This is a genomic window from Caulobacter sp. GW821-FHT09B08 (assembly GCF_059418225.1).
The window spans coordinates 1-13710 of the sequence record NZ_JBWKPL010000001.1 but is presented as its reverse complement, the minus strand read 5'-3'; the positions used below and the strand labels follow the sequence as shown (position 1 = coordinate 13710).

Genomic DNA, 13710 nt, shown 5'->3' with positions numbered 1-13710 from the left:
GGATCGGCGGAACCTAGAGGGCCGGACGCGAAAGTGTAAGGGGTTTTGCTCAGACGCGCGCGGCGGGCTGTTGAGAACCGCCGTCCGCGCCCGGCGGCGGCGGGGTGGCCGCGCCCTGGGCGACCAGCCAGTCGCGGAAGCGGCGGGCCGCGCGGGTGGCCTTGCTCCGGGGCGTCAGGGCGCAGACCTGGGCCTGGCCGGGGATCATGCCCAGCGGGGCGACCAGGCGGCCCGACTTCAGGTCGGTCTCGGCGAAGGCCCAGGGGCTGAGCGCCACGCCCAGGCCCGCGGCGGCGGCCTCCAGCATGTAGAAATAGTGGTCGAACTCGCGGTCGACCTGCGCCGGCGGCAGGACCAGGCCGGCGGCGCTTTCCCACTCGGCCCAGCTTTCCAGGAAGGTGCGGGTGTGCAGCCGGGGCAGGCGCGCCAGGCTTTCCACATCGTCGACCTGGGCGGCCAGGGCGGGGGCGGCCACCGGGCCGACATAGTGCTTGAGGAAGGGCGTGACGTCGGAATCGGGCGAGGGCGGGGCGTCGGGCAGGCGCATGCGGATGGCCAGGTCCACCCCGTCGGCGCGGTAGTCGAATGGGCCGTTGGACTCCACGATCCGCGCCTGGACGTCGGGATGGGCGGCCACGAAGTCGGGCAGGCGCGGGATCAGCCACTTCATGGCAAAGGTCGGCAGGCACGAGACCACCAAGGCGCCGTCGCGGTCGCCGGCCGGGCGGGGCAGGGCCGCGTCGATCTGGTCCAGCGCCTGGGTCAGGGCCTGGGACAGGGTCAGGCCGGCCTCGGTCAGGGTCAGGGCGTTGCGCGGCCCCTCGGTCAGGGCCACGCCCAGATGGTCCTCCAGCTGGCGGATCTGGCGGCTGATCGCCCCGTGGGTGACGCACAGCTCGTCGGCCGCCAGGGTCATGCGTCCGCGCCGGCCGAAGGCCTCGAAGGCGCGCAGGGCGTTCAGCGGCGGGAGCGAGCGGGCGACCATGTGACGAAACCTCACAGACGGCCGCTGATAAGTCGTTATCCCCGGCGAGGCAACCGCCCGATAACGACGCCATGACCAGGACCAAGCCCCGCGACGTGACCCTCGCCCAATGGCTGGCCGTGCTGGCGGTCTGGGGCCTGGCGGCCTACGGGGCGTTCGGGGAAAAGCCGGTGGAGCCCAGCGGGGACCAGGTCCATCTGATTGGCTGCCAATAACGCACAGCTCCAAAACTCCCGCTCATCCGGCGAATGCCGGGACCCAGATCCCTTAGCGGTGTGGTTGACTGGAAAGGCTCAGAGCCTTTGGCGTCAGCCTCAAAGCCATTCCATCTGGATCCCGGCATTCGCCGGGATGAGCGGTGTTTCAGGGGTTACTTCCCCTCCGGCCGCACGATCATCGTCCAGGACTTGTCGTCGCCCAGGAAGTCCTTGGCGGCCTTCTGGACGTCGGCGGCCGAGACGCGTTGCAGGCCGGCCAGGACCGAGCGGGTGGAGTCGATCAGGCGCGGGTCGGCCTGGGCGCCCGACAGGGTTCCCAGCCAGTACTCGTTGGTCTCGCGGGCCTTCTCGATCTGGTCGATGCGCGGCTTCTTGGCCCGCTCCAGCTCGTCGGCGGTGACGGGCTTGTCGCGCAGGTCGGCGGCGATCTTGCGGATGCTGGCGACCACGCCGTCGATCTTGTCTGGCGGGGTCTCGACGCTGACGGCCAGATAGCCCCAGTGGTTGAACACCACGCTGGCGGTGGCCGAGGCCGAGGGCGAATAGGTGGCGCCCTGCTTCTCGCGCAGCTCGTCGGTCAGGCGCAGCTGCATCACCTGGGCCAGGATCTGGGTGTTGCGGGCCCGCTGCAGGTTGGAGAACAGGTCGTCGGTCCTCCAGGCCATGTAGAGCGAGCCCTGGTCAGCGCGGCCCTTGTGGGTGCGGACCACGGGCGTGGCCGACGGCGCCGGGAAGGGCGCGTCGCGGGCGCCGGCCGGGGCCGGGGTGTCGGCGCGGACGGGCAGGGCGCCGAAGGTCTCGGCCACGGCGGCGACAGCCTTGTCGACCGTGGTGTCGCCTACGATCACCACCTCGATGTCGTCATTGGCCAGCGGGCCCGAGATCGAGGCTTTCAGCTGGTCCAGCGAGGCGGCGGCGATGTCCTGGCGACTGGGGAAGGTCCAGCGGCCGTCGCCGCCATGCATCAGCCCGCCCAGGTCGCGGCCGATCACCCCGCCGGGGGTGGACTCCAGCTGGTCGTGGATCGTGCCGTAATAGGTCTTGATCCGGTTGAAGGCCTCCGGACGCCAGCCGCCCTCGGTGGCGTAGGCGGCCAGGACCTGCAGCTCGGTGTCCAGGTCGTCGGGACGGGTGCGGCCCGACAGGGTGAAGGCGTCGTCTTCGACCCCGAGGCCGGCGTTCCAGACCTTGCCGTTCAGCACGCGCTCCATGTCCTGGGTGCTGATCTGCTTGAGGCCGCCCTCGATGAAGGCCGAGCCGGCCCACATCGGGCTCTGGCGATTGGTGGGCAGGTCCAGCAGGCCGTGACCCAGCCGCGCCTTCACCAGGATCTGGTCGTCGCGGAACTTGGTCGGCTTGACCGTCAGGCGCACGCCGTTGGCGAAGCGCACGAAGACGGTGTCGAGATCGATGACGTCCTTCTGCTCGGCGACCACGCCCTTGTCGCCGAAGACGGCGTAGGGCCAGGCGGTGACGCCGGGCGCGGCGGGCGCGGCGACGGCGACCTTGCCCGAGGCCAGGTAGGCGTCGGTCACGGCCTTCTCGCCGCCCTCGATGGCGGTGGGCGTGGGGATGGTGATCAACGGGCCGGAGCCGACGAACTGGGCCTTGAGCAGGGCTGAGACCGTGTCGGCGGTCAGGCCCTTGGTGGCCTCGTCGAACACCGCCAGGTTCTGGGACGGGCTGGTGACGATCTCGCGGTCGCCCAGGGTGCCGACGATGGCGCCGGCCAGGGCCGTGGTGCGCTGGGTGGCCTCGCCCGCGGCGGCGGCGGCGAAGCCTGCGCGCATGGCAGCGATCTCGCGGTCCACCTCGTCCTGGCGCACGCCGTACTGCATGACGCGGCGCTGTTCCTGGTCCAGCGCGGTCAGGGCCTCCTGCCAGTGGCCGGGCTGGACGGTGGCGGCCAGGGTGGTGATCTCGGCGGCGTGCTCCTGGTCGTTGCGCACGGCCATGGCCACGATGAACGGCGGGGCGTCCGAGCGGGTCAGGGCCTGCAGGCGGCGGTTCATCACCGCGAAGCCGACGGCCTGGATCAGGTCTTCCTTGTCCTTGGCCTTGGTCTCGAGCGCGAGGTCCGGGGGCGAGACCCAGGCCATCTGGACCGAGGTCTGGGCGCCGGGCTCGACCAGCACCTTGGCGGTCAGGCCGCGCTTGGCGACGGGGCCCAGGTCCGGCTTGGCGCCCGGCTGGCCCACGCCTTTCCAGTCGCCGAACCGGGCCTTGATCTTGGCCTCCATGGCGTCGACGTCGAAGTCGCCCACCGCCACCACCACGGCGTTCTCGGGCCGGTACCAGGCCTGGTAGAAGTCGCGGATGGTCTGGGCCGGGGCGTTCTTGAGGATGTCGGTCTTGCCGATCGGCAGGCGCTGGGGCAGGCGCTGGCCTTCCAGCTGGAAGCCGAACGTGCCCACGAAGGTGCGGTAGCCGGGGCTGTCGCGGGTGCGTTCCTCCGACAGCACCACGCCGCGCTCGCGGTCGACGGCGTCCTGGGCGATGGTCAGCTCGCCGGCCGCCTCGCGCAGCAGCATCAGCGAGGTGTCGACCGTGTCGTCGTCGGTCTTGGGCAGGTCCAGCTGGTAGGTGGTTTCGCTGAAATTGGTCGAGGCGTTGGTGTCGGCGCCGAACGACAGGCCGTGGCGTTCCAGGATCTTGATCATCTCGCCTTCGGGCACGTTCTTGGACCCGTTGAAGGCCATGTGCTCGAGGAAGTGGGCCAGGCCCTGCTGGTCGTCGGTCTCGTCCAGCGAGCCGGCGTCGAACCACAGACGCAGGGCGGCCTGGCCGGGTGGGGTGGCGTTCTTCTGGATGGCGTAGCGCATGCCGTTCGGCAGCACGCCGAACCGCACGCGCGGATCGGGGGCGACGTCCGACACCGCCTGGGGCCACTGGCCGGGCTTCACGGCGGCGATGGTCGGGCCGGCGGGGGCGGCCGGCGTCGGCGCGAGAGCCGCCTTGGCGACTGGCGCGGCGCTCTTGGTCTCGCCGCCGGGCTTGAGGTTGGACAGGGTCGCGCAGGCGGAGAGGCTGAGCCCGGCGGAGAGAACGAGCGCCAGGCGCGAAACGCGGATCATGAGCGACCTTGGAGAAAAGGAGCGGGAAATCAGTACCGTGAAGGAGCGGCACCTTGGCCCCGACACGTGGCGCAAGCAAGGCGTCGGCGCGGCGAACTTGGCCGCTCGGTGTCGGGGCTGCGACGTTCGGTCCGGCCCGCATCGCCTCGATAGGGCCATTGCCGCGACCATATGTGCAACTGCACCTGACCCCCTCGTTCGGCTATAAGTAATAATTCTATGACTTACGACCCTGCCTTGTCCGCGCCGCCGGGCCTGCCGTTCGACACGGCGGGACTGGATCGCCTGCGCCGGCCGGTCTGGGTGTTCGACGACGCGCGCAAGCGCAAGGTCTACGCCAATCCCGCCGCCGTGGCCCTGTGGGGCGCCGACAGCCTGGAGGCGCTGCTGGCCCGCGACTTCTCCGACCAGTCGCCGGCCGTGGCCATGCGCATGGCCTCGGTCGCCCGGCGCATCGCCGGCGGCGAGACGGTGACCGAACGCTGGACCTTCTATCCCCTGGGAACGCCCACCTCGGTGTCGACGGCGATATCGGCCGTGACCCTGACCGACGGGACGGAGGCCATGCTGTTCGAGGCGGCCCCCGCCGAGCTGCAGCCCGAGGAACTGCGCGGGGCCGAGGCGCTGCGCCACACGCCGGTGCTGGTGGGGCTGTTCGCCGCCGACGGCGCGCGGCTCTACGCCAACCCCACGCGTCGGGCCACCTTCCCCGACCAGGCCCGCTTCCACGACGCCTTCGTCGATCCGGACGAGGCCCACCGCATCTGGAACGCGGCGCTGGAGAACGGCGTCTGGGTCGGCTCGTCCCAGGTGCTGATCGGCGGCGAGATCCTGTGGCACGGGCTGGACGCCCGCCGCACCCGCGACCCGGTCACCGGCGAGACGGGCGTGCTGGTCTACCAGGTCGACATGAGCGACGAGATCGAGGCCCGCCGCGAGCTGGCCCTCGCCCACGCCCGGGCCGAGGCCGCCGCCCGCGCCAAGGAAGAGTTCCTGGCAAACATGAGCCACGAGCTGCGCACGCCCCTGACCAGCGTGATCGGCTTCGCCGGCCTGCTGCGCGGCGCCGCGCTCGACGACCAGCAGCGGCGCTATCTGGACCGCATCGAGGACGCCGGCCAGGCCCTGATGTCGACCCTGAACGACGTGCTGGACCTGTCGAAGCTGGAGGCCGGCGGTGTCGAGCTGGACTGCCGCCCGTTCGACCTTCCCGCCCTGCTGGACCAGGCCCTGGGCATCCTGGAGAGCCAGGCCGGCGCCAAGGGCCTGGTGCTGGACAAGCGGGTCGAGCCCGACGTGCCGGCCGCCGTGGTCGGCGACCCCGAGCGCCTGCGCCAGATCCTGCTGAACCTGCTGGGCAACGCCGTGAAGTTCACGACCCGGGGCTCGGTGACCCTGGGCGCACGCCGTCTCGACGATGGCCGCATCGAGCTGTCGGTCACCGACACCGGCATCGGCGTGGCGCGCGACATGATCGACCATGTCTTCGAACGCTTCACCCAGGCCGACGCCACCGTCACCCGACAGTTCGGCGGCACCGGTCTTGGCTTGTCGATCACCCGCCACCTGGCCCTGGCCATGGGCGGCGAGGTCGGGGCCGAGAGCGAGCCGGGGCAAGGCTCGCGGTTCTGGTGCGCCCTACCGCTGCCGGTCGTCGAGACGCCGGACCCCGAGGCCGTCGAGGACGCGGCCGAAGCCCCGGCCGCCGGCGTGCGCGTGTTGCTGGCCGACGACAACGAGGCCAACCGCGAACTGGTCGGCGCCCTGCTGCGCGCGGTCGGCCACCAGGTGGACCTGGCCGTCAACGGCGTGGAAGCCGTCGCCGCAGCGGCGCGGGGCGAGCACGACCTGGTGCTGATGGACGTGCAGATGCCCGTGCAGGACGGCGTCAGCGCCACCCGCGCCATCCGCCGCCTCGCCAGCCCCGCCGGCCGCGTGCCGATCATCGCCCTCAGCGCCAACGTCCTGGCCCAGCAGGTGGAGACCTACCGGGCCTGCGGCATGAACGACCACGTCGCCAAGCCCATCGCGCCGGCGGAGCTGCTGAGCAAGGTGGCGCTGTGGGGTACGGGAAGCTCCCCTCTCTCATAGAGAGAGGGAGGGGCCCATGGCGAAGCCATGGGAGGGTGAGAGGTTATACTCTCTCAGGATAGAACTGGGCCATTCGGTCGCTGAAGCTCAGATGTCATCCCGGCCGAAGAGCCGGGACCGACGCGTGAACTCAGAGCTTCGGGTCGGTCCCGGATCGGCGCGCTACGCGCTTGTCCGGGATGACAACGGAGGGATTGGGGATTTTCCGGCAAGCGGTGAAACCTCTCACCCTCCCACCGCTACGCGGCGGGCCCCTCCCTCTCTCTATGAGAGAGGGGTTTCCGCCCTCAGTCGCCCCCCGTCTCCCGCATCTTGGCCAGGGCGTCGTCCACCGTGAAGGTGTTGGGCCGTTGCACGGGCGGGAAGTCGACGAAGGTCTCGGCGAACTTGGCCGCGCCCGTCTGCGCCGCGTAGATGAAGTAGGCGTTGTACAGGAACCAGTCGTAGTAGCTGTTGGACGTGATGTCCGCGAATTCGTACGGGTCGGTGCGCAGGTTGAAGATCTTGGGCAGGCGCAGGCGGGTGAACGGTTCGGCCCAGACCTTCATCGTGCCCTGGCAGCGCTGCTCCATGAACACCAGCTTCCAGTTGTCGTAGCGCATGCCCAGCATGTCGCCGTCGTCGCTGAAGTAGAAGAAGAAGTTGCGCGGGCTCTCCTTCTCCTCGCCGGTCACGTATTTCAGCAGGCTCATGCCGTCGATGTGGTTCTTGTAGGTGCGGCCGCAGGCCTCGTAGCCGGTCTTCAGTTTCTCGACGACGTCGGCGGCGCCGGCGGCCTCCAGGAAGGTGGGGAACCAGTCGTGGTGCTGGACGATGCCGTTGGCGATCGAGCCAGCGGGGATCTTGCCGGGCCAGCGGGCCAGCTGCGGAATCCGGAAGGCGCCTTCCCAGTTGGTGTTCTTCTCGCTGCGGAACGGGGTCATGCCGCCGTCCGGCCAGGAGTTGCGGTGCGGGCCGTTGTCGGTCGAATAGACCAGCAGGGTGTCGTCGGCGATGCCTAGCTCGTCCAGCAGGTCCAGCATCTGGCCCACGTTCTTGTCGTGGTCGATCATGGTGTCGTGATAGGGCGACTGCCAGCGCCCCGCCTGGCCCAGGCTTTCCTTCTTGGTGTGGGTGAACATGTGCATGTGCGTGGTGTTCAGCCAGACGAAGAACGGGGTGTCGTCGGCCTTGGCGCGCTTGATGAAGTCGGTGGCGGCGGCCACGAACTCGTCGTCGCAGGTCTCCATTCGCTTCTTGGTCAGGGGACCGGTGTCCTCGATCTTCTGCTTGCCCACCTTGCCCCAGCGCGGCTGGTCGGTGGGGTCGTCGACGTCGGTGGCCCAACTGTGCATCACCCCGCGCGGACCGAAGTGCTCCCGGAATTTCGGGTCCTTGGGATAGTTGTCCATCTCCGGCTCTTCCTCGGCGTTGAGGTGGTAGAGGTTGCCGAAGAACTCGTCGAAGCCGTGGTTGGTGGGCAGCATGTGGTTCAGGTCGCCCAGGTGGTTCTTGCCGAACTGCCCGGTGGCGTAGCCCTGGTTCTTCAGGGCGCCGGCGATGGTGATCAGCTTGTCGTTCATGCCGATGGGCGCGGCCGGGATGCCCACCTTGGAAAGGCCCGTGCGATAGACGCTCTGGCCGGTGATGAACGACGAGCGGCCGGCGGTGCATGACTGCTCGCCATAGCTGTCGGTGAACAGCACGCCCTCTTTGGCGATCCGGTCGATGTTGGGCGTCTGGTAGCCCATCAGGCCGTGGGTGTAGCAGCTGAGGTTGGACTGACCGATATCGTCGCCCCAGATGACGAGGATGTTGGGCTTTCCGTTGGGCATGGCGCGGCTCCTGCTGGACGCCGATACTTGGCCCGAGCAGGGCGCGGCGGCCTATGGGGCGAACCGCTGAGGAGAGGCGGGGGGATTCCCGATGAGGCAGGGTGGGGACGCCGGGGACATGCTCTCATGGCAAGGCGTCTGCAGGTTGGCGGGGCGCCCGGGGTGAGTGCGTGTCCCCCAAGTCGTCCGCTGAGTCTGGGGTGTTTAGCGCCGCGACCGAAGGAGGGGACACGTACTCACCGCATGGCCGTTGATCACCCCCGGCAAGGCCGTGCCGTGAGTACATGTCCCCGGCGCTTCGGCGGCCACGGCTGGGGACACACGCATGCGTGTGTCCCCATCAGCGGGTTCGGCGCTCTTCCTCCTCACCCGTGAAACGGGGGGGTGTCCGCGTAGCGGACGGAGGGGGCGTCGGGGCCGCCGCACGACGCCCCCTCCGTCACGATGCGTATTCGCATCGCGCCACCTCCCCCGCTACGCAGGTGAGGAGGAAGGCGCGTCTATTCTCAGCGGATAGCGACCGGACTTCAGCGATTTCAATCGCTTGAACTTTCTCGACCTAACTTATCCCCCTCGTGCGGACCTGCCGTATCCTTATCCCACCTGAAAGCACGGGAAGGGCGCACGTACGGCGACCGTTGCGGCTTTCGGGGGCGATCGAGCGGGAAGCTCTGTCGGTGGTCCTCTTCGGTGGACCAACCTCGTCCATCTGGTGCCGGCCGGGCCTCGAAAATAAACGGCGTTGGATGGGGGCCGACAGAACAGCAGGCGGGCGGTGATGCGCTCGCGGTCCGGGATCAGGCGCGTTGGTCTGGTTCCGCCCGTCGGAGGCTTCAAGGCGGCGAGGCCCTAACAGGGCTCAGCGTCGCGGGCTTTCGGATAACGGTCGCGCGAAGCGCCTGAACTTCGTCGAAACGGTATTCAAAACTGCAAATCATCCGGGCGAGGCCCGGGCGCTTCGCACCCTTCCCCACCTGTCGGCGCCTGCTGATGGGGACACACGCATGCGTGTGTCCCCAGCCGTGCGCTCACAACGCCTCCCCACAGGGGGAGGGTCTGAGGTCAGTTGGAGTTCGTCACCGAGAACGTGGCGTTGTTGCCCGTGGCCGTCGACACGCCCACCACCGAGCGGCCGGTGCTGCGCACGCTGACCGTCGAGCGGGCGCTGACGTCGACATTGTTGGACTGGCTGTTGGTCGCCGTCATCGTGCCGCCGCACTGGTTGCAGTTGTAGCCGCTGACGGCGTTGCCGATGGCCGTGGCGTTGGCGCCGGCGTCGTAGCCGTCGTGGCCGTCGAAGCTGGCGATCACCTCGACCCCGCCGCCGTCGTTGACCTGGACGTTGTCGAGCACCAGGCCGGGGCCGTTGTAGTTGGTGGCCATGGCCGAGTTGCCCACGCCGTAGGCCGTCGCCTGGGCGCCGCCGAACTGGTAGGAGGTCTCCTCGGCCTGGGCCCGCACATAGGCGGTGTTGACCTGGTGGCTGGCCACGTCCAGCAGCGTGCCTTCGTTGCTGGCGTTGAGGTTGTTGCCGGAGGCGGTGGCCGCCGTGGTGGTCAGGTAGCTGTTGCCGTAGGCCGTGAACTTGGTGGCCGTGACGTTGTCGGCGACGTTGTTCTGGTCGGTGATCACCCGGGCGGCCGAGCCGTTGGCGCCGGTCAGCTCGATGTTGTTGCCCGCCGCCGTGCCGTTCACGACGGCCGTGCCCGAGACGTACTGGATCACCGCCCCGCCGTCGGCGGCGACGTCGGCCTCGTTCTTCTGGCTGACCCGCGCGCCCATGGCGCCGTTGACCATCAAGAGGCCCTGGCTGTTGCCGGCCGCCAGGCTGCTTTCGACCACGTCGCCGGCCTGGGCGGTCTCGCCCTCGATCTGGCTGCGCGCGGTGACCTTGGCGCTGTTGGTCTGGACCATGAAGCCGCTCAGCGTGCCGTAGGCCGCGAAGGCCGTGCCGCTGTTGCCCACGGCCGTGGTGGTGACGTTGCTGCTGTCGCCCAGCGAGCCGGTGACGTTGACCACGCCGTGGCCATAGACCTCGCCCTGGTTGACCTGGTTGGAGGTCAGGCTGCCGTCGGCGTTGGCCACGGTCATGCCGAAGGTGTTGGCGCCGGCCGTGGTGGTGGCGGTCACGCCCTCGTCGGCGGTGACGACGTTCAGGGTCTGCTCGGCGAACAGGCCGCCGACGTTCAGCTGGTCGTTGCTGGCCTGGCCGGTGGTCTGGCTAGTAGCGACCCCGGCCAGCATCACGCACATTGGGATCGCTGCGATCGTTCCAGCGAGACGGGTCTTCGCGGGTCTGCGCATTGTTGGTTCCCAGATTGTTGTAGGCGGGGACGAAGGCCCCGGTCGCACCCACGGTGTTGGCGGCGTAAGGATCGTATTTCAGGCAGCTCTGCGGACCCGGCATGCCGTAGAGATTGGCGCTCATCTCGATGGTGGCCCGCTCGATCAGCGAGCGCACGGCCAGCTGCATCGGCTCCAGGGCCCCGCGGCCGGCCGAGATGTCGAAGATGTTGCCATTGAGGAAGTCGAAGACGCCGGCGCTGATCTCGCGGCCGACCACCTGCTTCTGGTAGGAGATGACGTCCACCACCTCCAGCGTGCGGGTGTTGATCAGCCGCAGGTCGATGGCGATGTTCATCACGAAGACGCGGCGGCGGAAGTTGCCCTTCAGCCCGTCGGTGTCCTTGTCGCCCACATAGGCGTCGGCCCCGACCGAGCGGATGTTGTAGTTCAGCTCGGTGATGCCGCCGGCCACATAGAAGTCCGAGCCGGGCACCTGGCCCGCCAGGATCTTGCGGTACTCGGCCGGCACGTCGGCGCCGGGCTTGGGATTGTCGGAGATCAGCTTGTTGTTGGCGTATTTCAGCTCGTACTCCGACACCGAGGTGTCGAAGCGCTCGACCATGGGCATGCCGGCCTTGGCGAAGGCGGTCATGGCCAGCAGCGAGGCGCCTTGCGTGACCTTGCGGCCCGAACCGTCGGACTCTTCCTTGCCGGTGTAGTCGGCGATCCGGCCGATGGCGACGCGCGGGGCCACCACGTGGTTGGCGCGGGCGTACTGAGCCAGGCACACCAGGCCCGCCGTATAGGGCGTGGGGTTGGCGGTGACGGGCGCCGTGCCGATAGGCGTGGCGTAGTTGCCGTCCGTCATCGTCTTGGGCACGCCGCCGCAGGCGGTCAGCGCCGCGCAGGCTCCCGCCAGCAGAAGGTAGAGGCGCTTACTGGCCATTTCCCGATTTCCCGACGTTCGTACCGGCGCTGATATTGCCGTTGTTGATCTGGTTGGAGTTGACGATCACCGTGTTGTTGTTGCCCTGGGTGATGACCGTCAGGTTGTTGCCGATCGCCGTGGAGCTGCCATAGCCCCCCAGGCTGCCGACCCCCGAATAGCTGTCCAGCGAGCCCGACGAGTGGCTGGACGAATAGACGCTCTGGTCCGCGCCGGTCAGCATCACGCCGTCGACGATGACGCGGTTGCCGTTGGCGTCGCGGGTCGAATACTCGACCACGTGGTTCTCCGAACCGGCGACGCGGCCGTAGCCGGCGTTGAAGGCGGCCGAATTGCTGTCCAGGGTCTGGGCGTGGGCGGGGCTGGCCAGGATCAGGCCGGTCGCGGCCATGCCGAGGGCCAAAACGACCGCGCTGATCGCCAGCACGCGACCGTCTCCCGGCAGTTTCTTCCCATAAGCAGCCATGATGAGCTCCGCGAACGCCGACACGGGAGCGTTAAGCAACCCTCGTGCCAAAATCGGACAGCGTTCGGTCTAACCCCGAAGGTCTCGCGATTTGGTTAAGCCTGCGGGGGATGGGCGCCGCTTGGCGAGGGGCGCGACAATATGTGTTCCCGTCCCCGCGTTTCCTCGAAGGGCGATCCGCCATTGATCGGGGAGCCGCTTTGCGAGACCCTGCGTTAAAACAACTATCAGGGAGGATTGAGCTTTGCTGGTTTCTCAGATCCTGAAGGACAAGGGCGATCTGGTGTTCACCGCCTCGCCCAACGAGACGGTGGGAGCGGCCGCGGCCCTGCTGCACACCCGGCGGGTGGGCGCGATGGTGGTGCTCGAGGAAGACGAGACGATCGCCGGCATCCTGTCCGAACGCGACATCGTGCGGGTGATCGCCAAGGAAGGGGCCGGGGCCCTGGGCAAGCCGATCTCGTCCTGCATGACCCGCGACGTGGTCTTCGCCCAACCGGAAGAGACGGTCGACGCCCTGCTGGAGCGCATGACCGACCGCCGCATCCGCCACCTGCCCGTCTGCAAGGGCAAGCGCCTGGCCGGCATCATCTCGATCGGCGACCTGGTGAAGTACAAGATCCGCGAGGCCCAGGCCGAGGCCGAGGGGCTGAAGGCCTATATCGCCGCCGGCTGAAGCCGCGCGGCGCACTCTATATAGGTCGCTCTATATATAGGGCGCGTCTCAGCGCGTGGGTTCGCTCAGCAGTTCCGCGCCCGAACCGGCGATGGCGTCCGACAGGCTGTAGCCTTCCAGCACCGATGCCGTGGCGTCGCGGGCTCGCAGCAGGGCCTCGCGCAGGGCGCAGGTGGCCAGGTCCCGGCAGTCTTCGCAGCGACGGAAAGCGGTGCGGCTGACGCAGGGGGTCAGGGCCAGCGGGCCGTCAACTAGGCGGATGATCTCCGCGAAATTGATCTGGGACGGCTCGCGTCCCAGCAGATAGCCGCCGAACTTGCCACGGCGGCTGGTCACCAGGCCCTGACGCGCAAGTGTAAGAAGTATGGCCTCCAGGAACTTGCGCGGCGCATCGGCCCGCACCGCCAGTTCGCCGGCCGTGACCTGTCCGTCTTCGCGGGCCAGCTCGATCATGGCGCGCAGGGCGTAGCGCGCTTTCTGGGACAACATGGACGCGTGGTCTCCTCTCGAGGAGGTCTATGGCGCTAGGGGAGGGGTGGCGCAAGCGCCGTGGCCCGGGCGCGCGGGAAACTTGGCCGCAAACCATTCACAGATCCACGCACAGGAGAAGCGATGCGTGCGGTTGATCACGTCGCTTTTGCGGTTGCGACTCTCCAGGGGGCTGGCTACACACCGCCCTCGCTTCGGGGCCACGGCCTTCCGGACGAATTCGAGGCCTTCGGGGCTTGCATTCGGAAGGGTGGATCGCTAGGTTCCGCAGCCTCAATCGACTCGGTGACGAATTTGCGAAGACCCTGTCTTCAAGGGCTTCGTCGCCGCGCTTTTGTCCTTCGAAGCGACCTCGGTCAGCTCATCGACGAAAGTGAAAAGGCCGGTTGACAAGATTGGGTGGCTTCAATAGAAACCGCCCTCCCTTGAGGTAGATCGAAGAGTTCGCAAGAATTCGGAAGTTTACTTCAACCAGTTCTGAAGTTTTTCTTTTGAAAAAGTTCTTGACTGGATCGGCGGTTTTCTTCTAGAAAGTCGCCTCCGGTTTTGACCTGAAGCTTTTCGGGGCGAGATTGGAAAAGTTGAAACGTTTTGAAAAAAACGATTTGACATGGAATTCGGGGTTGGATAGATAGCCGCCTCCGCCGACATCGGGCGTTAAACGG

At 68.1% G+C, this 13710-nt stretch carries 10 protein-coding genes; 3 read left to right on the top strand and 7 right to left on the bottom strand.

Annotated features, from left to right (window positions below):
- Positions 1-49: 49 nt before the first annotated feature.
- Positions 50-985, bottom strand: coding sequence for a LysR substrate-binding domain-containing protein (locus tag AC07OA_RS00050; RefSeq protein WP_494661716.1), 936 nt, complete (start codon positions 983-985; stop codon positions 50-52).
- A gap of 71 nt (positions 986-1056) precedes the next feature.
- Between AC07OA_RS00050 and AC07OA_RS00045 the strand changes: the two genes are divergently transcribed.
- On the top strand, positions 1057-1200 hold the full coding sequence (locus AC07OA_RS00045; protein ID WP_494661715.1) for a hypothetical protein: 144 nt from the start codon (positions 1057-1059) through the stop codon (positions 1198-1200).
- A 155-nt stretch (positions 1201-1355) separates the two neighbouring features.
- On the opposite strand, the gene AC07OA_RS00040 is transcribed toward AC07OA_RS00045, so the two are convergent.
- The gene (locus tag AC07OA_RS00040; protein ID WP_494661714.1) at positions 1356-4277 is read right to left on the bottom strand and encodes a M16 family metallopeptidase; all 2922 of its coding nucleotides are present in this window, start codon (positions 4275-4277) and stop codon (positions 1356-1358) included.
- A gap of 219 nt (positions 4278-4496) precedes the next feature.
- On the opposite strand from AC07OA_RS00040, the gene AC07OA_RS00035 reads away from it, so the two are divergent.
- Complete coding sequence (locus AC07OA_RS00035) at positions 4497-6368, top strand: hybrid sensor histidine kinase/response regulator (RefSeq protein WP_494661713.1); 1872 nt, start codon at positions 4497-4499, stop codon at positions 6366-6368.
- Between the two features lie 287 nt (positions 6369-6655).
- Here AC07OA_RS00035 and AC07OA_RS00030 read toward each other — a convergent pair whose 3' ends face one another.
- The 4 genes from AC07OA_RS00030 to hfaA form a co-directional block, all read right to left on the bottom strand.
- Positions 6656-8182 carry an arylsulfatase gene (locus AC07OA_RS00030; protein WP_494661712.1) on the bottom strand — a complete coding sequence of 509 codons (1527 nt, stop codon included), beginning with the start codon at positions 8180-8182 and terminating at the stop codon, positions 6656-6658.
- Between the two features lie 1062 nt (positions 8183-9244).
- Entirely contained in the window at positions 9245-10435 is a 1191-nt protein-coding gene (hfaD, locus tag AC07OA_RS00025) for a holdfast anchor protein HfaD (protein ID WP_494661711.1), read from the bottom strand.
- A complete protein-coding gene (gene hfaB, locus AC07OA_RS00020) occupies positions 10404-11414 on the bottom strand; it encodes a holdfast anchoring protein HfaB (RefSeq protein WP_494661710.1) in 1011 nt (336 codons plus the stop codon). The genes hfaD and hfaB overlap by 32 nt, the downstream gene beginning before the upstream one ends.
- Positions 11404-11880: a holdfast anchoring protein HfaA gene (gene hfaA, locus AC07OA_RS00015; RefSeq protein ID WP_494661709.1), complete on the bottom strand. Its 477-nt coding sequence runs from the start codon at positions 11878-11880 to the stop codon at positions 11404-11406. The genes hfaB and hfaA overlap by 11 nt, the downstream gene beginning before the upstream one ends.
- Before the next feature lie 244 nt (positions 11881-12124).
- Here hfaA and AC07OA_RS00010 point away from each other — a divergent pair, with 244 nt between their 5' ends.
- The gene (locus AC07OA_RS00010; protein ID WP_494661708.1) at positions 12125-12556 is read left to right on the top strand and encodes a CBS domain-containing protein; all 432 of its coding nucleotides are present in this window, start codon (positions 12125-12127) and stop codon (positions 12554-12556) included.
- 48 nt (positions 12557-12604) lie between these two features.
- Here the strand turns inward: AC07OA_RS00010 and AC07OA_RS00005 are convergent, their stop codons facing one another.
- On the bottom strand, positions 12605-13045 hold the full coding sequence (locus tag AC07OA_RS00005) for an RrF2 family transcriptional regulator (protein WP_494661707.1): 441 nt from the start codon (positions 13043-13045) through the stop codon (positions 12605-12607).
- Between the last annotated feature and the right edge of the window lie 665 nt (positions 13046-13710).